Source organism: Gaetbulibacter saemankumensis DSM 17032 (assembly GCF_000425645.1).
Classification (GTDB): Bacteria; Bacteroidota; Bacteroidia; order Flavobacteriales; family Flavobacteriaceae; genus Gaetbulibacter; species Gaetbulibacter saemankumensis.
The window spans coordinates 1,132,373-1,157,567 of record NZ_KE384430.1 but is presented as its reverse complement, the minus strand read 5'-3'; the positions used below and the strand labels follow the sequence as shown (position 1 = coordinate 1,157,567).

22 protein-coding genes are annotated in these 25,195 nt (G+C 34.6%); 8 read left to right on the top strand and 14 right to left on the bottom strand.

The features are described from left to right. Positions 1-7 precede the first annotated feature (7 nt). A complete protein-coding gene (locus H611_RS0111970; RefSeq protein WP_027138606.1) occupies positions 8-1,918 on the bottom strand; it encodes an ABC-F family ATP-binding cassette domain-containing protein in 1,911 nt (636 codons plus the stop codon). A gap of 131 nt (positions 1,919-2,049) precedes the next feature. Between H611_RS0111970 and H611_RS0111965 the strand changes: the two genes are divergently transcribed. Further along, positions 2,050-2,433 (top strand): DUF983 domain-containing protein, encoded by a 384-nt coding sequence (locus tag H611_RS0111965; protein ID WP_027138605.1) that lies wholly within the window; start codon positions 2,050-2,052, stop codon positions 2,431-2,433. On the opposite strand, the gene H611_RS0111960 is transcribed toward H611_RS0111965, so the two are convergent. From H611_RS0111960 to H611_RS0111915, 9 genes are all read right to left on the bottom strand, one after another. Next, positions 2,434-3,477, bottom strand: coding sequence for an NAD(P)/FAD-dependent oxidoreductase (locus tag H611_RS0111960; RefSeq protein ID WP_027138604.1), 1,044 nt, complete (start codon positions 3,475-3,477; stop codon positions 2,434-2,436). It abuts the gene before it with no gap. A 105-nt stretch (positions 3,478-3,582) separates the two neighbouring features. Further along, positions 3,583-4,473 carry a type IX secretion system ring subunit PorN/GldN gene (gene porN / locus H611_RS0111955; RefSeq protein ID WP_027138603.1) on the bottom strand — a complete coding sequence of 297 codons (891 nt, stop codon included), beginning with the start codon at positions 4,471-4,473 and terminating at the stop codon, positions 3,583-3,585. A 116-nt stretch (positions 4,474-4,589) separates the two neighbouring features. Beyond that, positions 4,590-6,152 carry a type IX secretion system motor protein PorM/GldM gene (gene porM / locus H611_RS0111950; RefSeq protein WP_027138602.1) on the bottom strand — a complete coding sequence of 521 codons (1,563 nt, stop codon included), beginning with the start codon at positions 6,150-6,152 and terminating at the stop codon, positions 4,590-4,592. A 47-nt stretch (positions 6,153-6,199) separates the two neighbouring features. After that, positions 6,200-6,841 (bottom strand): type IX secretion system motor protein PorL/GldL, encoded by a 642-nt coding sequence (porL, locus tag H611_RS0111945; protein WP_027138601.1) that lies wholly within the window; start codon positions 6,839-6,841, stop codon positions 6,200-6,202. Between the two features lie 81 nt (positions 6,842-6,922). Further along, positions 6,923-8,287: a T9SS ring complex lipoprotein PorK/GldK gene (gene porK, locus H611_RS0111940; protein ID WP_051238831.1), complete on the bottom strand. Its 1,365-nt coding sequence runs from the start codon at positions 8,285-8,287 to the stop codon at positions 6,923-6,925. A gap of 160 nt (positions 8,288-8,447) precedes the next feature. Beyond that, positions 8,448-9,614: a formimidoylglutamase gene (locus H611_RS0111935; protein ID WP_027138599.1), complete on the bottom strand. Its 1,167-nt coding sequence runs from the start codon at positions 9,612-9,614 to the stop codon at positions 8,448-8,450. 168 nt (positions 9,615-9,782) lie between these two features. Next, entirely contained in the window at positions 9,783-12,287 is a 2,505-nt protein-coding gene (gene topA, locus H611_RS0111930) for a type I DNA topoisomerase (protein WP_027138598.1), read from the bottom strand. A 139-nt stretch (positions 12,288-12,426) separates the two neighbouring features. Beyond that, positions 12,427-12,567 carry a hypothetical protein gene (locus tag H611_RS14770; protein WP_157515079.1) on the bottom strand — a complete coding sequence of 47 codons (141 nt, stop codon included), beginning with the start codon at positions 12,565-12,567 and terminating at the stop codon, positions 12,427-12,429. A gap of 123 nt (positions 12,568-12,690) precedes the next feature. Continuing rightward, positions 12,691-13,461: a hypothetical protein gene (locus H611_RS0111915; RefSeq protein ID WP_035483795.1), complete on the bottom strand. Its 771-nt coding sequence runs from the start codon at positions 13,459-13,461 to the stop codon at positions 12,691-12,693. Positions 13,462-13,614: 153 nt separating this feature from the next. On the opposite strand from H611_RS0111915, the gene miaB reads away from it, so the two are divergent. The 7 genes from miaB (at position 13,615) to groL (ending at position 20,445) form a co-directional block, all read left to right on the top strand. Next, positions 13,615-15,063 carry a tRNA (N6-isopentenyl adenosine(37)-C2)-methylthiotransferase MiaB gene (gene miaB / locus H611_RS0111910; protein WP_027138596.1) on the top strand — a complete coding sequence of 483 codons (1,449 nt, stop codon included), beginning with the start codon at positions 13,615-13,617 and terminating at the stop codon, positions 15,061-15,063. Positions 15,064-15,071: 8 nt separating this feature from the next. Continuing rightward, complete coding sequence (locus H611_RS0111905; protein ID WP_027138595.1) at positions 15,072-16,340, top strand: sigma-54 interaction domain-containing protein; 1,269 nt, start codon at positions 15,072-15,074, stop codon at positions 16,338-16,340. A gap of 49 nt (positions 16,341-16,389) precedes the next feature. Beyond that, positions 16,390-16,896, top strand: coding sequence for an LptE family protein (locus H611_RS0111900; protein ID WP_027138594.1), 507 nt, complete (start codon positions 16,390-16,392; stop codon positions 16,894-16,896). 56 nt (positions 16,897-16,952) lie between these two features. After that, complete coding sequence (locus H611_RS0111895) at positions 16,953-17,933, top strand: hypothetical protein (RefSeq protein ID WP_027138593.1); 981 nt, start codon at positions 16,953-16,955, stop codon at positions 17,931-17,933. Beyond that, on the top strand, positions 17,933-18,286 hold the full coding sequence (gene secG / locus H611_RS0111890; protein WP_027138592.1) for a preprotein translocase subunit SecG: 354 nt from the start codon (positions 17,933-17,935) through the stop codon (positions 18,284-18,286). The genes H611_RS0111895 and secG overlap by 1 nt, the downstream gene beginning before the upstream one ends. 148 nt (positions 18,287-18,434) lie before the next feature. Next, positions 18,435-18,710 carry a co-chaperone GroES gene (locus H611_RS0111885; protein ID WP_027138591.1) on the top strand — a complete coding sequence of 92 codons (276 nt, stop codon included), beginning with the start codon at positions 18,435-18,437 and terminating at the stop codon, positions 18,708-18,710. Between the two features lie 106 nt (positions 18,711-18,816). Then, positions 18,817-20,445 carry a chaperonin GroEL gene (groL, locus tag H611_RS0111880; RefSeq protein ID WP_027138590.1) on the top strand — a complete coding sequence of 543 codons (1,629 nt, stop codon included), beginning with the start codon at positions 18,817-18,819 and terminating at the stop codon, positions 20,443-20,445. 141 nt (positions 20,446-20,586) lie between these two features. Here the strand turns inward: groL and H611_RS14265 are convergent, their stop codons facing one another. The 4 genes from H611_RS14265 to xrtF form a co-directional block, all read right to left on the bottom strand. Beyond that, positions 20,587-21,474 carry a hypothetical protein gene (locus tag H611_RS14265; RefSeq protein WP_035483793.1) on the bottom strand — a complete coding sequence of 296 codons (888 nt, stop codon included), beginning with the start codon at positions 21,472-21,474 and terminating at the stop codon, positions 20,587-20,589. Positions 21,475-21,597: 123 nt separating this feature from the next. Further along, positions 21,598-24,087, bottom strand: a complete 2,490-nt coding sequence (locus H611_RS0111870) for a heavy metal translocating P-type ATPase (RefSeq protein ID WP_027138589.1) — start codon at positions 24,085-24,087, stop codon at positions 21,598-21,600. A 92-nt stretch (positions 24,088-24,179) separates the two neighbouring features. After that, positions 24,180-24,608 carry an exosortase F system-associated membrane protein gene (locus H611_RS0111865; protein ID WP_027138588.1) on the bottom strand — a complete coding sequence of 143 codons (429 nt, stop codon included), beginning with the start codon at positions 24,606-24,608 and terminating at the stop codon, positions 24,180-24,182. Then, a complete protein-coding gene (gene xrtF / locus H611_RS0111860; protein WP_051238795.1) occupies positions 24,601-25,152 on the bottom strand; it encodes an exosortase family protein XrtF in 552 nt (183 codons plus the stop codon). The genes H611_RS0111865 and xrtF overlap by 8 nt, the downstream gene beginning before the upstream one ends. Between the last annotated feature and the right edge of the window lie 43 nt (positions 25,153-25,195).

The window sequence follows — 25,195 nt, the reverse complement described above, 5'->3', positions numbered from 1 at the left end:
ACAAACACTAATCGACGAACTGCTCAATTTCAATCTGAATTTCTTCCCAATTCTCCATGTAATTCTGTAATTCTGACTTTAATTTTTGATAATTATCAAAGAAATCGGGTTGAGATGTAACAGCTTCATAATTATGTTCAAGCTCATCATCAATAGCTTTTATATCTCTTTCAAGCTGACTGATTTTAGCCTCAACATTGCTCAATTTATTATTTAAAGATTTCAGTTTTTTTTGATCTTCGTAAGACTGATGTTTCTTTTCCTTGGGTAATTCTTTAAGAACGGTACGTTTTTCGACTTCTCTTAAGTTTTCAACATTACGCTGCTCTAAGTAAAAGTCTATATCACCTAAATATTCTTTTAGTTTGTGATCTTTAAACTCGTAAACCTTATTAGTTACGCCTTGTAAAAAATCACGATCGTGCGATACTAATATTAAAGTACCTTCAAATCTATTTAGGGCCTCTTTCAAAACATTTTTAGATTTAATATCTAAGTGATTCGTAGGCTCATCCATTATTAACACATTAAATGGCTGAAGCATTAATTTTGCCAAAGCTAAACGGTTACGCTCTCCACCGGACAAAACGCGCACATATTTATCAACCTCTTCTCCTCTAAATAAAAATGATCCTAGAATATCTCTTACTTTACTACGATTGGTTTCATTAGCAGCGTCAATCATCGTATCAAGAATGGTTTTATTTCCATCCAAATACTCGGCTTGATTTTGAGCGAAGTAACCTATTTGTACATTATGCCCAAGCTTTAATTCTCCATTACATTCAATATCACCAACAATGATTTTGGCTAACGTTGATTTTCCCTGACCATTCTGACCAACAAAAGCCGTTTTACTATCGCGTTCTATTAACAAATCCACACCTCGTAAAACTTCATTATCTCCGTAGCTTTTAGAAACATTATATGCTTCAACAACGACTTTCCCTGGTGTTACAGATACAGGAAAATTAAGAGTCATTACGCTGTTATCATCCTCATCAACCTCTATACGATCCATACGGTCCAGCTTTTTAATAAGCGATTGCGCCATGGTGGCTTTTGAGGCTTTAGCACGGAATTTTTCGATTAACTTTTCGGTCTGCTCTATTTGTTTTTGCTGATTTTTTTGAGAAGCTAGCTGCTGAGTTCTTAACTCTTCACGTAGCACTAAATATTTTGAGTAAGGCTTAGGGTAATCATAAATTCTTCCAAGTGAAATTTCTATGGTTCTGTTAGTAACATGATCTAAAAACATTTTATCATGCGACACAATAGCCACAGCCCCGGAATAATTATTTAAGAATCCTTCTAACCAAATAATAGATTCAATATCCAAATGGTTGGTGGGCTCATCGAGAAGTAAAATATCATTATTCTGTAATAATAACTTAGCTAATTCTATACGCATACGCCATCCCCCTGAAAACGTATCGGTAAGCTTATTAAAATCTTCTCTTTTAAAACCTAATCCTTGAAGAATCTTTTCTGTATCACCTTGGTAATTGTAACCTCCTAATATTTCATATTGATGCTGCAAATCATTTATATCGACCATCAACTGATGATAACTATCACTTTCATAATCGGTACGTTCTGCCATTTGCGCATTTACCTCTTCCATTTTAGCTTCCAAACTTTTTATTTCAGTGAATGCTTCATAAGCTTCCTCTAACACGGTTCTCCCTAAAATAAAATCGATATCCTGCTTTAAGAAACCAATCTTCAATTCTTTATCTGAAGCAATCTGCCCTGAATTCGGCTCCAATTCGCCAGATAATATTTTCAGCATGGTTGATTTTCCGGCACCATTCTTTCCAATAAGACCAACCCGATCTCCATTAACCAATTTAAAGGTTATATCTTCAAATAAATATTCCCCTTGAAATGAAATGGATAAATTATGAATGTTCATCATAGATATGCAACTATTATTACAATATAATTATACTAAAACCCTATTTTTGCTCTGTAAATGGTTATTACAAAACCAATGCTTCACAGCGTATTAATAGCATTTTACAAGAACGCAAAAGTACATTAAATAATATGTTTAAAAAAGGGTCTAAATTATATAGCATTTTTACCGGTTCATGTCCAAAATGTCATGAAGAGTCCATGTATAAAAACAAAAACCCATACATTCTATCTGAAGTTTTAGATATGAACGACACCTGCAGCCATTGTGGCACCAAATATAAAATAGAACCGTCGTTTTTTTATGGAGCTATGTATGTTAGTTATGCCGTAGGTATTGCGTTTGCTGTAGCAGCTTTTGTCATCGCATTTTTCTTTTTCAAAGCAAATATTCATGTCGTATTTGCCTCGATAGTTATTACATTAATTGTATTTCTACCTATAATTATAAGATGGTCCAGAAATATCTGGATTAATTTCTTTATTCACTACGATAAAACCATTGCAAAAAAATAATTAATTGAAACGTTCGATATCAATTTCCTTATCCAGAGGTTTATTATGTTCTATATGATTAAATAATTGACTTGCTACATAAGGTCCTATCATAACACCTCGTGTTCCCAGACCATTTAATAAATAAACATTTTTATAATCAGTATGGCTTCCAACTAAAGGTCTTCTATCTTTAACTGTTGGTCGAATACCAGCCACTTGGTTTACTACTTCGAAGGGGCAGGAAATTAATTTAACCAACTTTTCCAAAAGGTTTTCCCGTCCTGCAACAGAAACCTCATTTGTTAAGTCTTTCCATTCGTAAGTTGCTCCTACAATGTATAAATCACTCCCTAGAGGTATTAAGAATACCCCAGCTTTTAAAACAAAATCAATTTTTAATTCAGGAGCATGGATTATAAGCAATTCTCCTTTTGCTGGTTGCAAAGGCAAATCTTTAAAATAAGGATTTTGTTTTATTCCAAATCCTTCAGAAAACACTATTTGTTTAGCCGTTATATTTTCATAATTAACCCCTTCTGAAGCTATACCCAAGGCATTATAATTAAATCCAGCTTCTATAAAAGAGTTTTGTTCTATTAAATACTTTTTATAGGTATCGATAAGTGTTTTAACATCAATACGTCCTGTATCATATACTTCACCTAGCCCATAATTGGCATTAATATACTTATTATCATTTTTATGAATCTTTGTTGAAAGATATTTTGAGAGGACAGGTTTATCAGAGGCAGTAAACCAATCATTTTGTTCTTCCAACGATGCAAATTTTCTATAAACTGGTAACTTATAATCTAATTTTACACCAAATTCAGATTCAAGATTTGAATACAGGGTTAAAGCTAATTCAAGCTGTTCTTCACACTTCCAAACAGCGGTAAAGCGCTTTAATACGACCGGATTGTAAAGTCCGCCAGCAACAACAGAAGACTGTTGTGAATTATCATCAAAAACAACAAACGATTTATCATTAGCTCTTAATTGCTCACAAAAACTAATGCCAGCAAGCCCTAAACCTACAACTATATAATCGACTTCCATCATACTGCGAAGATAAAAAATTGCATGCTTAACATTCTTTAGATTTAGTTAAAATAAAAAGCCCGCTATTTCTAGCGAGCTTTAATTATTTTAATGGAAATTATAGAATTAGTATGTCCACATATCTAATTCGAAATCTCGTATTTTGTCTTTAATTCTTTCAGACTCTAATAACTGCATTAATGCATTTTGAGAAACATAATCTTTAATCTGACGATCTTCTTGTACGTTTTCTTCTTTATAGATCACAGCACTAAAACGTCTAGAATTTAGCACATGATCGAAAGAGAAAGGCATGGAACTATTCTTATTATTAAACGATTTAGCTTCGTGTAATACCTCTCTAGCGTCCGGGAAGAACACCCAGAATAACTCTACTAAATCAGGATTTTCAGAATCGATAAAGTTAACATCTGGTGCTACTGGAGCAATTCCTAATAACCTGTATTTCATCTCTGCCTGACGCTTATCGAAATACCACAACCCTTTAATACGGTATTCCATAATATCGGCTGCCGTAATATCTCTTCTATCAATATATTCAGCTGATAACTCTTCTCCAGCATTTAACTGCTCAATACCAAGTTCGGTCGTATCAACTTTCACTAAAGAGGCTTGAATATCTTGTAATGTACGTTTTGTTTTGAAATAAGAGTCATCGTAAATATTTTCAATTCTTCCTTCTTTAATACTTTTCATAAGGACATCGTATAAACAACGTCTGTCTACACCTATATTATTTGTATCGATAGGATAGTATAAAGGAAAATTAGCACGTTCATCTAAATCTATTTTTTCCCATACCATTTTAGAAAAAAGAATATCTCTATCATCTACATAACCATATTCTAACGGTTTATCATTATCGATAGCCCTTTGCGCTGCAGTTCTTACACCAATTTCTTCAGGACTTTTAGCGTTAAGAATATTAGCTTGAGCAAATAGACCTGACACTGTAAAAACAGTTGTTACGGTTAATAAAAAACTTCTTAAATTCATGTGCTTCTATTTTTTTGTTTCTCAAATGTAGCTTACAACTTTCCTTTTTTAAAGAAAGGAAAGTTATAGGCCTATTTTATTTATTCTTTTGAAGTAAAATAACTTCTAGGAATAATTTAGTTTGTTAGCTCAATGATGATTGGTGATACTTTCTTAAGTATAACACTTACACCACTAGCTTTTGCTTCAATATCAAAGATTTGAACATCTGTACCACGCTTCGCTTTTCGTAAAGCTTGCTTAGCTCGGCTGTCTAACTTGTTACCATTAACATCGATAGTTGGTTGTCCCGGAACTTTAAATTTAAATCCAGTAACACGTAAAGGTAATTCGAAATCAAAATCATCAAATTTAGCCCCTACTGTAGAGATTTCAAGTGAGTTACGTTGCATTTTAATAGCTCCATCTTCCCCTCTAATAGTTCCTGTAGGTTTAGGTAAATCCTTAATTCTGAAAGTTGCATTATCACTAACACCTTTACCATCAGGCAAAGTCCCTGTAACATTAATAGTTACTTCTCTACCTTTAATCATAGTAGCATCCATAACATAGTTACTTCCTCCAACTCTTGATAACCCTTGAGCTCTTGCCGACACCTTATTATCTGGAATACCAGCAAATGAAATGGTCATTGGGTTTTTAACACCACGATAAACAACGTTCATTTTGTCTGCCGAAATAGTTGCCGAGTTTGGCTTAGGTACTGTAGCAAATGACGAATTAACAGGAACCTCAATTTCTTCTCCCTCCTGAGCAAAAATTAATTTACCTTCTATTTTATGCTCACCAGGCTTACCTGTATTCACATTTAACTTTACTTTACCATCCTCAATAGAGTATTGGTTCTCGGTAAGTTTAACACCATCTAATGTTAACTCCACTCTATTTGGCTTTGTAGTAGCATCCTTACGTCCTAATACAATTTGACCATCGAACTTCTCGCCATTAAAATAAGCTGATTTCGTTGTTTCTAATAACGTTGTATAATTTGTCATAGAAACTTCAGAAGTAAGCTCTCCAGCCAACATTTTCGATAATATTTCAGATTCAGTAGTTCTAATATCGGCTTGAAGTTGTGTCATTTTAGTAAGCGATGCCACTAAAGGAAAACCTTTAAAATGATAATCTAACCAGTCAACTTTAATACCATCTCTATTAGTAACAGGATCTGTATTAAATTTGTCTTTAACATCTTTCACTACCGATTCCATACCTTTTTCTCCTTCCAGAATCTTTACAACACCATCTCTAAAGTTTGATATTTTATTTAAAAATTCTTCGCCTTCAGGTTTTAGTTTTCCTCCTTTAAAGAAATTTTCGTCTAGATAATCTCCTTTATCCATGATTTCATAATCGGTAGGATCATCTACAGTTTCGACCATTCTACTTTTAAGGTCAACAATAAAACCATCAAGTTCTTTACCAAGGACATCTATTTGATCTGCTTTCGCTTTAAGATCGGCATATTTGTCTGGTGCTTCGTCTGCTTTTTGAATTAAATTCGCCATAACACTTCTATTTCTAGAAGAGGTAGCCTCATTCGATTCAGTAAGTTTCTCATTCATTAATCCGAAGGCCGAAAGCACTTCTTTAGACATATTTAATGCTAGCATTGCTATGAATATTAAATACATCAGATTAATCATTTTCTGTCTTGGGGATAAATTTCCAGCTGCCATGTTTAATTAGGTTTTGGTTAATTAAATTATTAATTGGGAAACCCTAATTAATTTTTGTTCATAGCAGACAACATACCACCATACACACCATTTAATGAAGATAAATTAGATGCTAAAGACTGCATTTGCTCTTTTAATTTAGCCGCATTTTCAATAGACTCTTCATTTATAGTTGCTTGTTTATTTATACTTTCTAATTGAATTTTATATAAACTATTTAACGATTCCATTTGTGCTGCTGCTAAAGACAATTCTTCACCATATTTTTTAGTAGCTTCGATAGAATCAACAGTAGATGACATATTTTTAGCTGCACCCTCAAAATTCTTAATGCTATCGCCTAAGCTAGCCATTAATTCTCCGTCAATTTTAGCTTCTTTTAATAATTCATCTAATTTTTTAGATAAAGCTCCTTGAGCTCCAGCATCTTCTTGAGATTTTCTTGAGGCTTCTCCTCCTGCTAATTCAGGATACACCAAAGACCAATCTAATTCATTATCTACTGGCTCGAATGCCGAAATTGCGAAGATTATTGCTTCTGTTACAAGTCCTAATGTTAACATAAAGTTACCATTGATAAATCCAAACTCCATATGAGTAATTTTGAATAATGCTCCGATGATTACGATTGCAGCTCCTAATCCGTAAGCCATATTCATAAACCTTTTACTTGCTTTTGATTGTGCCATAATTTTTGATTTTTAAATTAAGTAAGAATACTTAAGTAGGTTAATTAATAGTTTATTTAAATTTGATTTGACTAATATTTGTTATTTGTTTCTAGCGTTTTTAGTTACTTGTGTCCCCATGTAATCCTGAACTGTTCTAAAACCAATATAACTTCTTGCAGAATCTGCATATTCGTAATCTCTGGAACTTACCTGTAAATAGTAAGCCACATCCTTCCAAGACCCACCACGAACAACTTTACGTTGATTTGAATCGTCATTTAAGTTTGGATTAATTGTTGACGTGTACTCATAAGATGAAGGATCATAAGAAGCATTTACCCATTCTGAAACGTTACCTGCCATATTATATAGATTATAATCATTTGGCTCATAAGATTTCGCTTCTACGGTATATAAAGCCTGGTCTGAAGCATAATCCCCTCTTACGGGCTTAAAGTTTGCCATAAAACATCCTCTGTCACTTTTGGTATAAGGTCCACCCCAAGGGTAAGTAGCAGCTTGTAATCCTCCACGAGCAGCATATTCCCACTCGGCTTCAGAAGGCAGTCTAAATCTGTTCACAAAGGCTGCTCCTTTGGCTTTTTGATGTGTGTTTTTATTAATAGTTCTCCACTCACAAAATGCTTTAGCCTGATCCCAGGTTACTCCAACTACAGGGTAATCGCTGTAAGCATCATGCCAGAAATAATCATTGTGCATAGGTTCATTATAAGAATACGCGAAATCACGAATCCATACTGTAGTATCAGGATAAACTTCAATTTCTTCCTTTAGAATTACATCCTCACGGTCTACATTTCTATTTCTAGCCGCTTCCTTGATGTCCATATGGGTATATTGAAATTTAAATTTCTTAACATCCCACGTACGTTGACCATTATATGAAGCTTCCATAGGTAAATACATGGTATCCATAACCTCAGCATAGAACTCATCAGGATAATCAGCCGTATCGAAAACAAGATCAACATCTTTATTAAGTTTTCGACCTTCATAACCTGTTGGCCCTAAACCTGTATAGTTTTCGAACATGTATTTTTCGTAAACGGTCATATTAGCTGTATCTGCATCTTTAAATGCATATTCACCAATACCTCCATCTTCTGGAAGTTTACCAACTTCATCAGCAAGAATGGCTAGACGTGTTCTAATAATAGAATCACGAACCCAATTAACAAATTGGCGATATTCACTATTTGTTATCTCAGTTGCATCCATATAGAATGCTCTTACTGTAACTGTTTTTGCAGGAGCATCTTGTACACCAGCTAGATCGTCATCGGCTTTACCCATTATAAATGCGCCCCCTGGAATTAATTCCATTCCATAAGGCTTTTCAGGATGCCATTTCTTTCCTTTAACACCTACTAGTTCGCCCTTATCGTTAGAACCGCAACTGACTAGAAATGTTATTACTGTGGTTAATAATATAAACTTCTTCATATCCATAGAAAACTCGAGGTTAATAATTTAGCTCAATTAAGAGAGCGTAAACATATTTATATATTTTTTAAAAAACAACTTTTTTCTGTAATATTTTACATTTCATCGTGAAAATTTGGCGTTTTACCGATGAAATGAGTGCTTTCAACTATTTAATTGGCTAAACACAATTCTTTTGAAATGCTTTATACCAGCGTTCCGGCACTTTATTTTCACAGGCATCTTTATAATCTTGATGCATGCAAGGTAATAACGTATGTCTTTTCAATTTATTATCGACATCGGACAAAAATGGGATTTCAATCCACCATCTACCTGTTTTATTACTCTTATAGAACGTAAGTTCCTCATTTTCAATTAATGTGATGAATTTCTGATAATTCCTGTCATCTGAAAAATCATCATCTTTCACTCGGTAGTTAACCCCTTCAACAAAATACCAAAGCATCTGCGCCACAAGCATCGAAGTCATCTCATCATCCTGAGAAGGCTTATATTCATATATACCAAATGACGACACCTTATTACTAATACCCGCATACCTTGCAATGGCGCAAATTTCCTTCCCATCTAAACCGTTAGGTGAAAATTTCTGATTAGAACTCACCTCTGCACTTCGCACTGCATTTAAATCAATAGTTACAATATCCGCATCTCGCATCGTTGGCTCTACTAATGCTATATCATTTGAAATTTCACCCAACCTATACGACTCGAAATACAAACCTTCCATTAAATCCTTTTCTTCTTGTGAATTAAAATAAGTTTGATACCCAATGGCCGCATAATTAAACAGATTATAGGGCTGATCCAGAATAATTTTCCCAACGAAACTATCATTCTTAATAGGTTTGGTTGAATCCCCCAGATCAAACTTACTATCAACATTTACTATATTCACCATAGGCTTAATAGAATCGTAAGCTCTATAATTAGCATAGGTTAAATCTTGAGTTCCACCAATGATAACGGGAATAATATTCTTATTAACAAGAATACTTACAATGGTTTTTAATGCAAAATAGGTGTCTTCTACACTTTCTCCTTTATTTATATCACCTAAATCCGCAATGGTAGTATTCCAGGTACCAGGATATAAACTATAAAAAGCTTTTCTAATTTCATTTAGCTGAAATTCTTCACCTATATAATTAACGTCGTTTCTATTTTCCAAAACACCAAAAACAGCAATCTCGACATTTTCTAAATCAGGAATACCATTCTTGGTAGAATGTATTCTTATTTTTCTTCCAAGAGCCTGCATCGATAGTAACTCATTATGAGCCAAAACCAAATCTGACACAGGAGACAGAAAATTAAAATTCATGTGATAATAAAATAACTAACTAGTTGATTAATTATGCTAACATACAAATATCACTAGAAATAATGACTTTTTTCGTGCAGTTAAAGCAAAAAATAATCTGCCTGAAATTAAAATACATCAATTTCAGGCAGACTAAATTATATAGTATGTAATAGACAATTCGCTAAACTACTTCTTCTTAGCAGTCTTTTTCTTCGTAGTTGTCTTTTTCTTGGTTACTTTTTTCTTAGGTGCATTGGCCTCTATGATAGCTTTTGCTTCATCCAATGTCATACCAGACACATCTACAGTTTTAGCTAATTCCACTTTCACCTTTCCTTTAATAACATTGTGACGTCCCCATCGTGCTTTTTCAACGCGAATACCTTCATCCTCCCAATTATGAACTACCTTATCTATTTCCTTTTGAATTTTAGTTTCAATGAGCTCAACAATATCTTCACCTGATAAATTGTCCCAATCGTACTTTTTATTCACGTTAATAAACATATTATTCCACTTGATAAAAGGTCCGAAGCGCCCTTTACCTTTTTGCACCGGAAGATCTTTATACATATATATAGGTGCATCAGCTTTTTGTTTTTCCTTTATAAGCTCAATAGCCTCTACCAACTCAACACTTAAAGGATCAACACCCTTTGGAAGCGATACAAAAGCATCACCAAACTTCACATAAGGACCAAAACGCCCATTATTAACTTCAACAGATTGTCCTTCGTAATTACCTAAATTTTTCGGAAGCTTGAATAAATCCATTGCCTCTTCATAAGTAATAGTATTTAATTGCTGATCTGGACTTAAACTTGCAAACTGAGGTTTATCTTCGTCATCGGGAGCCCCCAACTGCACTAAAGGACCAAATTTACCTAATCGCACACTTACCTGTTTACCCGTCGCAGGGTCAACTCCAAGTATACGCTCTCCAGACTCTCTTTCGGCATTTTCTTGAACATCTTCAACCTGGGGATGAAAATTTTTATAAAATTCTTTCATCATATTAGACCAATCGACCTTACCTTCAGCAATATTATCAAAATCTTCCTCTACCTTAGCGGTAAAATTGTAATCTAATATCTGTTCGAAATGATTCACTAAGAAATCGGTTACTATCATTCCTATATCGGTCGGCACTAACTTCCCTTTATCTGAACCTACTTTTTCTGTAAGCTTTTTATCTTTTACAGCCCCTCCTTTTAATGTAAGCTGAGTGTATTGACGCTCTGCACCTTCAATAGTTCCCTTTTCAACATAATTTCTGTTTTGAATTGTTGAAATTGTTGGCGCGTAAGTTGAAGGACGACCAATACCTAATTCCTCTAATTTCTTAACCAAAGAAGCCTCTGTATATCGTGCTGGCGGTCTTGTATAACGCTCGGTTGCTGTGATATAATTATTTAACAATGATTCATTAGTTTTCATTGCTGGCAGCATACCATCCTGTTCTACATCTTCATCATCAGTACCTTCTAAATATACTTTTAAAAAGCCATCAAAAGTAATAACCTCTCCATTAGCTGTAAAAGTTTCATTATGAGTTGAAGCACTAATCTTCACATTGGTACGCTCTAACTCCGCCTCACTCATTTGTGAAGCAATGGCTCGTTTCCAAATTAAATCATATAATCTTGCCTGATCCCTATCTATATCAACAGAATGAGTAGCAAAACTTGTAGGACGGATTGCCTCATGCGCCTCCTGAGCCCCTTTTGATTTTCCTTGGTAATTTCTTGGTTTACTATATTTAGCTCCGTAAGAACTTTCTATTTCAGCTTTAGCTCCTTGACGCGCTTCTTCCGACAGATTCACACTATCAGTTCTCATATAAGTAATTAAACCTGCTTCGTATAAACGTTGCGCCAAAGTCATAGTCTTACTTACTGAAAAATATAACTTTCTTGCAGCTTCCTGTTGTAAAGTTGACGTTGTAAATGGTGCCGCAGGTGATTTTTTCGCTGGTTTTTTTTCTAAATCAGAAACCTTAAAACTAGCCGTTGCATTTTTTTCTAAGAACGCTTGCGCTTCCTCTTTAGACGAAAAGTTTTTTGGTAATTTCGCCTTAAACGATTGCCCGTCTTCATTAGAGAACTCAGCATCTATTCTATAAGAAGCCTCAGCATTAAAATTCTGAATATCGCGCTCGCGCTCTACAATTAAGCGTACAGATACCGACTGTACACGTCCAGCTGACAACCCGCCTTTTACTTTTCTCCAAAGCACTGGGGATAATTCGTACCCAACAATTCTATCTAAAACGCGACGTGCCTGCTGTGCATCAACCAAATCATAATCAATCCCTCGTGGATTCTCTATAGCCTTTTGAATTGCCGATTTAGTAATTTCATGAAAAACAATACGTTTTGTTTTTTCTTTTTCTAATTTTAAAGTTTCCGCCAGATGCCATGCGATGGCCTCTCCCTCGCGGTCCTCATCACTTGCCAGCCATACAACATCTACTTTCTTCGCTAAATCTTTCAGCTTTTTTACAACTGCCTTTTTATCTTTAGAAACTTCATATTTGGGTTTAAAATCACCATCTACATTGACACCCAATTCCTTAGAAGGAAGGTCTGATATGTGCCCAAAACTAGATTCTACCTTAAAATCTTTACCTAAAAATTTCTCGATAGTTTTCGCTTTAGCAGGTGACTCTACTATTACTAAATTCTTCGCCATACTTCATGTTTTGTGCTACAAATGTATATGAAAAAAAGTTTATCCTCCTAATTTCATTAACCAACTCTTTATTATTTAAACAATAAAACCTGCTAATTTCAAGAAAAAAGCAGGTCTTTTTTACAAAATACTTTACAAATTATTCTAAAACCTCATTTACAGTTTCAGCATTATGTTCGTCGTTAAAACCAATACTTTCTTTATAGATTAAATATTGCGGTAAATACGTCACGATGTAAAAAGGAATCATCATGGCTATGGTAAGCAATAAATTTACCAAACCTTACACCCAAACTTTTTTAAACAACTCAATAGAATTACTTAATATATTTCCAAAATCTAATTTTGGGGCTTGTTCTATTTTCATTAATATTGAATTGAAAACACTCATTTATTCATAAAATTATTCCTCAATACTAATATTATCATCAGTGACTTGAAAATCTTCCAAATCAGTTTTTTCAATACTATTTCTATAAATTAAATATGGTGGTAAATAAGCTATCGATATAGTAAACAAAACACCGATACCACAACCTATAATTCCTAACATCCCTAAAAGAGCCGCGACAAATAAAGTGCCGAAAGTTAATAACCATTTTTTATTACCTAAAGCAAAACTAGCCTTAACAATTTCAGTTTCAGATAATTCAGGATGCTTTGCTAGTATTACAGCAAAATATGATAAGGGAACAAAAACATATATATAAGGAAGTCCGCATAACAGTTGTGCTATAGTAGCAATACCTGTATATATGATACCTAACATAAACACTTTGGTAAAATATTCCTTTTTGAAAAAATAAAAATAATCGTCTTGATGTTCACTTTCAGCCAGCACATTATCACATATCCTATAGAACGCTCCAACAAACGCCAGAGTAGCAGTACTAACTAAAATAGTTTGAGGAATACTATACAACGCATTAACATAGTAAAACTTAATAAAAGCTTCCAATTCAAACCCTTCAAAATAAATATTAGGGTCCAACGACAAGCCAATAGCGCTAAACAAAAGTCCCAAGCAAAGTGCTATTATGACAACAAAGGACACCACAAAAAGACCTTTCATCCAGATTTTTTTAAAAACTTCAATCGATTCGTTTATAATATCACCAAAATCTAAATCTCTGGCAGTTGCTATTTTATCTTTTAATTCCTCTAATGTATTCATCAAATAATATAGGTTGGTAAGTTTTCCAAAGTAAATATTTTCCTAAGCATTTAACAAAAATTATTATAATTTTAAATATGACACTTTGTCACAAACCATAAATATATTGTATCTTTGCATGTTTATTGAGAGACACGTGTGATCAAGAAAGTTATGGAGAAAATTATAGACGAAAATAAACAAGGAGAAACATTAGTGCTTAACCAGAAGGACGGTAATACCCGTAAACTTTTTATTGAAAGCTACGGCTGCCAAATGAATTTTAGTGATAGTGAAATTGTCGCCTCTATTCTTACCGAGCAAGGATATAACACAACACAAAGTCTAGAAGAGGCAGACCTCGTTCTTGTTAATACCTGTTCTATTCGTGATAAAGCAGAGCAAACCGTTCGTAAACGTTTAGAAAAATACAACGCCGTAAAAAAATCACACAACCCAGGTATGAAAGTTGGAGTACTAGGATGCATGGCCGAGCGTTTAAAAACAAAATTTTTAGAAGAGGAAAAAATTGTCGATCTGGTTGTAGGACCTGATGCCTATAAAGATTTACCTAATTTATTAGCCGAAGTTGATGAAGGTCGAGATGCCATAAACGTTATTCTTTCTAAAGAAGAAACCTATGGAGACATCGCCCCTGTACGTTTAAACACCAACGGTGTTACGGCTTTTGTATCAATAACCCGCGGGTGCGACAATATGTGTACGTTTTGCGTGGTGCCATTTACTCGCGGACGCGAACGTAGTAGAGACACACAAAGTATTATAGAAGAAATTACCGATTTATGGAACAGAGGTTTTAAAGAGGTTACCCTTCTAGGACAAAATGTGGATAGCTACCTTTGGTATGGTGGCGGGCTTAAAAAGGATTTCGAAAAAGCCAGTGATATTCAAAAAGCAACAGCGGTAAATTTTGCTCAACTGTTAGATATGTGTGCAACCGCATTTCCTAAAATGCGTTTCCGTTTCTCTACATCTAACCCTCAGGATATGACCTTAGATGTTATTGAATCTATGGCGAAACACAGAAATATTTGTAAATACATTCACCTTCCGGTACAAAGTGGTAGTAACAACATCCTTAAAGCTATGAACCGCCAACACACTCGTGAAGAGTATTTCGAATTAATAGACAACATCAAAAAAATTATTCCAGACTGTGCCATTTCTCAAGATATGATCTCTGGTTTCCCGACAGAAACGGAACAAGACCATCAAGATACACTTAGTTTAATGAAATATGTAAAATACGACTTCGGTTTCATGTTTGCGTATTCTGAGAGACCAGGCACTTTAGCAGAAAGAAAAATGGAAGACGACATTCCTGAAGAAACTAAAAAACGTCGTTTACAAGAAATTATCGAATTACAACAAGAACACAGTTTCTACCGTACCAAAGAACATTTAGGCAAAATTGAAGAGGTTCTTATCGAAAAACCTTCAAAGCGTTCTAACGAGCATTGGTCTGGGCGTAACAGTCAAAATACAGTGGTAGTTTTCCCTAAAGGCGATTATAAGCCTGGTGATTTTGTTAATGTAAAAATCACCGACTGCACCAGCACCACATTAATCGGTGAAGCCGTGGGGTATTCTGAAAACAACTAAACTCATTTATGGAATCTGTTCAAGCTATAAAACAACGTTTTGGTATTATTGGAAATACGCCTGCCCTTAATCGAGCTATTGAAAAGGCCATCCGTGTATCTCCTACCGATATTTCCGTATTAGTCACTGGAGAAAGTGGTGTAGGTAAAGAAAGTATTCCAAAAATCATACACCAACTTTCACACCGAAAACACAATAAATACATTGCTGTTAACTGTGGCGCCATTCCTGAAGGCACCATAGATAGTGAGCTTTTTGGTCATGAAAAAGGAGCCTTTACCGGAGCGACCCAAACTAGAGAAGGCTATTTTGAAGTTGCCGATGGCGGTACCATTTTTTTAGATGAAGTTGGAGAACTTCCTCTTACCACGCAGGTCCGATTACTTCGTGTGTTAGAAAACGGCGAATTCTTAAAAGTAGGTTCTAGTAAAGTTCAAAAAACCAACGTACGTATAGTAGCCGCTACAAACGTAAATATGTTTGAAGCTATTGAAAAAGAAAAGTTTCGCGAAGATTTATATTACCGCTTAAGCACTGTTGAAATTCACTTACCACCACTACGTGAGCGTGAAGAAGACATCCATTTACTATTTAGAAAGTTTGCGAGTGACTTTGCCTTAAAATATAAGATGCCAACCATCAAATTAACCGATGTGGCGGTTCAAGTACTTTTAAAGCACCGTTGGAGTGGAAATATTAGACAATTGCGAAATATTGCCGAACAATTATCTGTTTTAGAACAAGACCGCACTATTTCGGCTGAGACCCTACAGAGTTATTTACCGGCTTCAGGATCTAATTTACCAGCAGTTATTAAAACATCAAAATCTGAAAGCGATTTCAGCAGTGAACGTGAAATTCTATATAAAGTCCTTTTCGATATGAAAAGCGACCTAAACGATTTAAAGAAGCTTACCATGGAACTTATGAAACATGGTAACACTAAAGATGTTGAGAAAAACAATGAAAGTCTGATTCAAAAAATTTACGGCAACCAAGATGAAAGCGATGCCGAATTTGAAGAGGCCGTTGAAAACAGTGAAATGCTATCCATCCCAGAACACTCAACTCCTACAGAACCCGTAGAAACCGTTTCAGATAAATATCATTTCGCTGAAGAAATTGAAGAAGAAGAAACCCTATCACTCCAGGATAAGGAATTAGAATTAATTAAAAAATCTCTTGAGCGTCACAACGGAAAGCGTAAATTAGCAGCTGCCGAATTAGGTATTAGCGAGCGTACCCTTTATCGTAAAATTAAACAATACGACTTATAAGCATCCAATATTATTAAAGCAATTAATTGTAAGGCAGATTTAAAATTACATGAAACACATAAAATACATCCTCTTAATCTTAGTTAGCATAACAGCATTTAGCTGCGGCATTTATTCTTTTACGGGTGCTTCAATTCCAGCCGACACTAAAACCTATCAGGTAAATCGTTTCGAAAACAATGCCCTTTTAGTAGAACCAGGTTTAGAACGTGATTTTAAAATTGCTTTAGAAGATTTGATTCAGAATCAAACGAATTTGAATTTAGTTCCAAATAACGCCGATCTGGTTTATGAAGGGGAAATCACAGAGTATCGTATTTCCCCAACAACAGCCACTTCACAAAATACAGCAGCCCAAAACAGACTCACTATGAGCGTAAAAGTGCGCTTTTTTAACAGAAAAAAAGAAGAAGATGATTTAGAACAAACGTTCTCATTCTTTTACGATTTTCCCGGAAACGCACAGTTAATTGGCGGACAAAAAGCAACAGCTCACGAAGAATTATTTGAGCGTATAACACAAGATATATTCAATGCCACACTAGCCAAGTGGTAATATTAACTTTTATCGGAATTAATTATTTCAAAAAGTTATTAAATTTAGCTTAATCAATGAACCAAGAAGATTTTACATATATTCTGCAACAACCGCAAGCTCTAACGCATCAACAAACAGATGCTATAAAATCTATCATTGATGAGTTCCCGTATTTTCAGTCAGCACGAGCTATTTACCTTAAAGGCTTAAAAGACCAAAGCAGTTTTAAATATAATCAGGAATTAAAAACTACTGCAGCTTACACAACAGATAGAAGCATACTATTCGATTTTATTACTTCGGACGTTTTTTACCAGAATGAAATATCACAATCCATTCGCCATAATGTGGGACATTTAAGCGACATTGAGGTTGATGTTGAAGATATTTCTGTAAATAAAAAAGTTAGCATTGATGACTATTTAAACAGACAGATTGAAGAAACAACAGGTGTTTTAGATCCTGCTTTATTTGAACCTAAAACAGTTGAAACAAAAGAAATCAATAAGGTTTTAGATAATACTGAAACCAAAAACACCGCAACTGAAGAGGCAAAATCACAATCGTCCCCAGAAGCTGTATTAAACCTTGGTAAGCCACTTGAATTTGACAAACAAGAAACGCATTCATTTAACGAGTGGTTAAAGTTAACACGATTTAAACCTATAGATCGTGAAACAAAAATTGAAACACCTGCAACCAAACCCATAAAACCAACCAAAATAACAGAAGAAAAAACAACATCAAAGTCAATACAAGATTTGGAACGCACCAAAAAATTTGAATTAATAGAACAGTTTATTACTAAAAACCCAAAAATAAAACCTTCAAAAACTTCGCATTCCAAAGTTAACTTAGCTAAGGCTCAAAACATACAGCCCGAAGAGCTTATGACCGAGACGCTTGCGCGTATTTATGTCGAGCAAAAAAACTTCAAAAAGGCAATTCAATCATATAAAATTTTAAGTTTGAAATATCCAGAAAAAAGTAGTTTCTTTGCAAACCAAATTAAAGCTGTAGAAGAATTACAAGAACAATATAATACCAAAAAATAATGAGTACGTTTACAATATTTTTAGCATTAATCGTGGTAGTAGCCTTTTTACTTATTGTAGTAATTATGGTTCAAAACCCTAAAGGTGGCGGATTGTCATCTTCATTTGGTGGTGGTGGCACCCAACAACTAGGTGGTGTAAAAAAGACAACCGACTTTTTAGATAAAAGCACCTGGACTTTAGCAACTTTATTGTTAGTATTAATTTTACTTTCTAATGTTGCTATTAACAGAGGTGGTGAAGCAGCAGAGTCTAAAGCTTTAGATCCTAATACGCCTTCAGCTCAACCATTACCACAAGTGCCTGCTAATACTACTAATGATGCTGCAACTGTTAACGACACAGCTCAGTAATCTATAATGACATATACCAAAAAAATGCCAACTGATACAGTTGGCATTTTTTGTTGCTGCAAGTTTGTCAGTTTAGTAGGCTTGGCATACTTTTCGAATATTGAATGGGCAATAATAATAATTTTTACAAACTTAAAATATAGTACAAATGGCATTGAACATTAAACCATTAGCAGACCGCGTTCTTATCGAACCAGCTGCAGCTGAAACAAAAACAGCTTCAGGAATTATTATTCCAGACAACGCTAAGGAAAAACCTCAAAAAGGTACTGTAGTAGCTGCCGGTCCTGGTACAAAAGATGAACCTATTACAGTTAAAGTTGGTGATACTGTTTTGTATGGTAAATATGCTGGAACAGATCTAAAACTAGAAGGTACCGATTACCTGATTATGCGCGAAAGTGACATCCTTGCTATCATCTAAATAGCAAATCGCTATTTGCTTTAAGCAATAGCCAACCTAAAATTTATTATTCAAATTTTATTAACTCAAGAGTTTTAAACTCAAAATAAAATTAAAAATTAACACAATGGCAAAAGAAATAAAATTCGATATTGAATCTCGCGACGGCTTAAAACGTGGTGTAGACGCATTAGCAAATGCAGTAAAAGTAACTTTAGGACCTAAAGGTCGTAATGTAATTATTAGCAAAAGTTTTGGAGCTCCTCATGTAACAAAAGATGGAGTTTCTGTAGCAAAAGAAATTGAACTAGAAGATGCACACGAAAATATGGGTGCACAAATGGTAAAAGAAGTAGCTTCTAAAACTAATGATTTAGCTGGTGATGGTACTACTACTGCTACCGTACTAGCTCAAGCCATCGTAAAAGAAGGTTTAAAAAATGTAGCTTCAGGTGCAAATCCTATGGATTTAAAACGAGGTATCGATAAAGCTGTTGAAGCAATTACTAAAGATCTTGAAGCGCAATCACAGGAAGTAGGTAACTCTTCAGAAAAAATCAAACAAGTTGCTGCTATTTCTGCAAATAACGACGATACTATTGGTGAGTTAATTTCAAAAGCTTTCGAAAAAGTAGGTAAAGAAGGTGTTATTACTGTTGAAGAAGCTAAAGGATTAGATACTTATGTTGAAGTTGTTGAAGGTATGCAATTCGATAGAGGCTACTTATCTCCTTACTTTGTAACCAATTCGGATAAAATGATTGCCGATTTAGAAAATCCGTACATTTTATTATTCGATAAAAAAATCTCAAACCTACAGGAAATCCTTCCTATTCTAGAGCCTGTAGCACAGTCTGGTCGTCCTTTATTAATTATCGCTGAAGATGTTGACGGACAAGCCTTAGCTACCTTAGTGGTAAACAAACTAAGAGGTGGATTAAAAATTGCAGCTGTTAAAGCTCCAGGTTTTGGTGACAGACGTAAGGCTATGCTTGAGGATATCGCTATCTTAACTGGTGGTACTGTAATTTCTGAAGAAAGAGGATTTACTTTAGAAAACGCCGATTTATCAATGTTGGGTACGGCTGAAACCGTAACTGTGGATAAAGACAATACAACTATTGTTAACGGTTCTGGCGATGCTGAAGCTATTAAAGCGCGCGTAAATCAAATTAAAGCGCAAATTGAAACAACAACTTCAGATTACGATAAAGAAAAACTTCAAGAGCGATTAGCTAAATTAGCTGGTGGTGTTGCTGTACTTTATGTAGGTGCTGCAAGTGAAGTAGAAATGAAAGAAAAGAAAGATCGTGTTGATGATGCTTTACATGCTACAAGAGCTGCAGTAGAAGAAGGTATTGTTGCTGGTGGAGGGGTTGCCTTAGTAAGAGCTAAAGCTGTTCTAGCAAGCCTTGAAACTGCTAACCTAGATGAGACTACTGGTGTGCAAATAGTAAACAAAGCGATTGAATCGCCTTTAAGAACGATTGTTGAAAACGCAGGTGGTGAAGGCTCTGTAGTTATTAATAAAGTATTAGAAGGTGAAAAAGATTTCGGTTACGATGCAAAATCTGAGAAATATGTAGATATGCTTAAAGCAGGAATTATCGATCCTAAGAAAGTAACTCGAATTGCATTAGAAAATGCCGCTTCTGTTGCTGGTATGATCTTAACAACCGAGTGTGCTTTAATCGATATTAAAGAAGATGCTCCAGCTATGCCTCCAATGGGTGGTGGTATGCCAGGCATGATGTAGTAACTAATTACTGCTGACAAGCAACTCACTCGAACCAATACATTTGAGTGAAATATAAAACACAAAAAAACGCTTCAAAAAATTTTGAAGCGTTTTTTATTTACAAACTAACAAAATAAAACTACTAATTAATTTCGGGTACTATGGCTTTAAATCTTCTTTTAAATTATTAAACACAAATTCATGCTCTTGCTCTATGGCAATCTTTTCAAAAGTTCTCCAATAAAATCGAGGTTTTAAACTGGATGCATAGGTTGTAATACGAGTCATTTTACAACCATAATCCCTAATCATTTCGAATGTATATACTGCTTCTTTAAACTCTAACCATCTATTTCCTGTAAGTTGATAGTCTATAACATCCATCTTAAGCAGCTTACCCGGGTCCAATTCTGTAATTCGAGTTACAATTTTACCTCTTTTAAAATATATCACTCTTAAACCTCCAACACGTTCGTCCTCCAAAACACATTTTTGAGGTACTGGCAAATCTAATTTCATTAAAAACGGCTTTTTTGCTGCTAAGGTATCTACAGCTTTAATATGATTATACACATCAAGAGTACTATAAGGTAAAATTATTTCAGACTTCACTTGATTTATAGCCACATCATCTTTATTTAATTCTGTTTCCAAAACACCAATCACCCAAAATAGAAGGAATGGTAAGACTGTACTTTTAACAATATGCTGATTAGATGGATTTTTTAGAAAAAATACTTTTATTATGTGCTTTACAGCTAAACCAAAGGCTATAGCAATCACTATTAAAGGCAAACCCATTAATACGCAGACCATTCCATCTAAGCGCCCAGCAATTAAGAGTCCAAAAAAAACGACAATTGCTATAGAATGCCCCCATAAGCTCGCCTTTTTAAATGTTCCCGTCCCAGATACATACCCAATGATAAATGGTAAAAACACAAAAAAAGATACTCCGAATCCTATCTGTCCAAAATGCAGTAACAGAAACCCTAGCGACAAATAAATGACACTTATAACAATGGATAATACAAATTCATCTTTCATTTACCACGTAGTATTCCTATAAATATAATAGTTTTTTCCTACAAAGTAAAGTTTATTCGATAAGATGGAACTTTCTTGTTTTACAACCTAGCACACCACTCAACAACACTTTGGTTTACTTAACTATACAGAAGCATTTCGTAATCGCAAAGCATTGGCTATAACCGACACCGAACTAAAACTCATCGCGGCGGCGGCTATCATAGGCGATAATAGTACTCCGAAAAAAGGAAATAAAACTCCGGCTGCAACAGGTACACCTATACTATTATACAATAATGCAAAGAAGAGATTTTGCTTGATATTCGTCATGACTTTCCTACTTAAATTATAAGCTTTAATGACACCTTGTAAATCCCCTTTTACAAGGGTTATTTGTGCGCTTTCTATAGCCACATCGGTCCCTGTACCCATGGCAATACCTACATCACTTTTAGCTAAAGCTGGCGCATCATTTATACCATCACCAGCCATAACGACTACCTTTCCTTGTTTTTGATATTTTTCTACTTCTAAAAGCTTATCTTCAGGCAACACGCCTGCTTTATAATGTTGAATTCCTAAAGTTTCTACAACAGCTTTTGCTGTATTCTGATTATCACCTGTAAGCATAACAACCTCGATACCTTGCGACTTTAAATCGGCAATTACCTGCTTACTGGAGGGTTTAATTCTATCTGTTATAGTAACAAAAGCCACAAATTGATTTTCAATAGCGACTAAAGAAACTGTTTTTCCTTTAAATTGCTCTTCTATGATGATGGTTTGTAATGCTTCTGGCATGTCTACAAGAAATTCCTTCATAAGTTTTTCATTTCCAAAATGCACCAACTTGTTATCTACTCGACCGCTTACACCTTTTCCTGTATGCGACATGAATTCTTCAACTGAACCCCCTTCTATACCTTGTTGATTACCATAAGCTACAATAGCATGAGCTAACGGATGTTCACTAACTTTACTCAACGACGTAATTAAAGATAAAACCATCTCATGACTATATATGTCTTGAACAGTTTGTAATTTTTCTACAGAGGGCTTTCCTTCGGTAATGGTTCCCGTTTTATCGATTATTAAAACATTCATTTTATTTAAACGCTCCAAGGCTTCGGCATTTTTTATTAACACCCCAGACTTGGCTCCTTTTCCAACTCCAACCATAACCGACATAGGCGTAGCCAAACCTAAAGCACATGGACAAGCAATAATTAATACGGCAATAGCATTAACCAACGCATAAACATTAGATGGCTCTGGACCAAACAACTTCCAAACGACAAAAGTTATTAACGATATACCCACAACGATAGGTACAAAATATCCTGAGATTTTATCAGCTAGTTTTTGAATGGGCGCCTTACTCCTACTTGCTTTATTAACCATAGTAATAATTTGTGCCAATAAGGTTTCACTTCCAACCTTTGTAGCTCGCATCAAAAAAGTTTGGTTACCATTTACGGTTCCGGCAAATACCCGATCTTCTAATCCCTTTGATACAGGTAATGGTTCACCGGTAATCATGGATTCATCAATACTACTTTCTCCATCAACAATAATACCATCTACTGGAATTTTATCACCAGGTTTAATCCGAATAATATCATCAATATTAATCTTTTCAATAGGAATATCTTCTTCTTCGCCATTTACTACTCTAATAGCCATATTTGGTGTAAGTTTAAGCAATTCCTTTACAGCTATATTTGTTTTACTATGGGCTTTTGCTTCTAGAACTTGCCCTAATAAAACCAAAGTTAAAATCACGGTTGAAGCTTCAAAATAAACATGTACCACACCCGAATCTGACTTAAATTGCACTGGTAAAAATTCTGGAAAACAAATACCAAACACACTAAACAACCATGCCACACCCGCACCTATCCCTATAAGCGTAAACATATTTAAATGCCATGTCACTATAGACTTATAAGCACGCTGGAAAAACATCCAAGTTGTGTAAAAAACCACAGGAATTGATAAAACAAACTGCACCCAATTCCAATACGAGCGTTCTAAAATTTGATATAGCGGATTATTAGGAATCATCTCGGACATCGAGATAATAAAAATGGGAAGTGTGAAAATAATCGATAACCATAACTTTTTTAAAAGCTTCTGATACGTTTTTTGTTCTGCTGAAACTTCAGGTTTTTTAGGCTCCAACGCCATACCACAAATCGAGCAATCCCCAGGACTTGAACTCTCAATTTCGGGATGCATAGGGCAGGTGTAAATAGTAGTCGATGCCGAAACTAACTGCATCTCTTCAACCAAATCCATACCACAAACAGGACAATCGCCAGGTTCATTATAAGTTTTGTCACCTTCACAATGCATGGGACAATAAAACACCCCAGTCCCTGTTCCTTTTTTCTTCGAAGATTGATTCGCTTGCACCTCTAGTTTACTCCCTGGTAATACAATACCATAATAATCACCGAGCCCCATTTGTAAAGTATCCAAAGGAATATGATGCTGCATTTCGATAACAGCTTCTGCATTTTCCAAATCTACATGTGCTTCTACTACACCTTCGATATCATTTAAAGCTTTCTCTACATGTGTCTTGCAACCATTACAAGTCATTCCTGCAATTTTATAGTGATGTTTCATCATAATTTTATTAAATAAAGCAATTGAATTGCAACCTTATCAAAGTTAAAAAAACGATTATAATAAAACTTAAATTAAATAGTCTAAAAAACCTAAGATTTAATTCGGTGATAATAAAAAGCAGGAAGTAAAAGTAGCAGTATAATAGGCTGAATTAAAAATCGGCGGACGTTAAAAAACAAATAATAATCTTCCTTTCTTGGATTAATAACAAAATATAAATATATAGATATCAACACTAAAAATGCAGCAGTAAATATTACAAACGAAAATTTAACAATACTGTAATCTCGAAACACAACATATAAAATCGCTAAAGAAACACTACTATTTAAAACGTACCGAATAGTTGTAAAAAGCGTTAATTTAAAAACCGCTCTTCTTGGGTTGTCTATATATAAATAATCGTTTTGAAAAAAACTAAGATATGGATCATAAAACAAAACCTCTTCGTACATTCTTATACAAATGAGTACCCCAAAGAGAACAACTAAGGCCATAAATTTTAAAGTTTTACTCATTAGCCTTTTTTAAGTTAGCAAAGCGATTTACCCAAAAAACCCACAGCAAGAACATGAACCCATAAATGATTAAAGGAAATACAACCCCATGCAATATTTTATCATACTCAGGATAATGATAAGAAGCCATCACTAACAATACAATTCTTAAAATATTAATGGCATAAATTAAAACACTTCCCGAAAGCATATAAAACAATGTCGTTTTTAAATTAGAAGCAAACGCTACGATAAAAGATAAAAATAAAATTATAACACTTAGTGCGTTACACCCCTCAACAATACGCGCTAAATACACACCATTAATAATTAATTTTAATGATGGCTCATCGGGATGCGGTAATAATTGAACCTGATAACCAAAAGAATTCAATAAGGCTTCACATTGCAAACCCACCAAACGAGTTATATAATCAGGGTAATACAAACTACCATCAGACAATTGCAAGTAAAACTTATACCCTACAGACCCCACAACATAAACCAACAGAAAGGTTAGAATAAAACGAATTACAACTTTATATTTTATAAAAAGTGCCCTCAAATTTAGATGGTCATTTGTTAAATTATCTCAAATCCGATTTCGA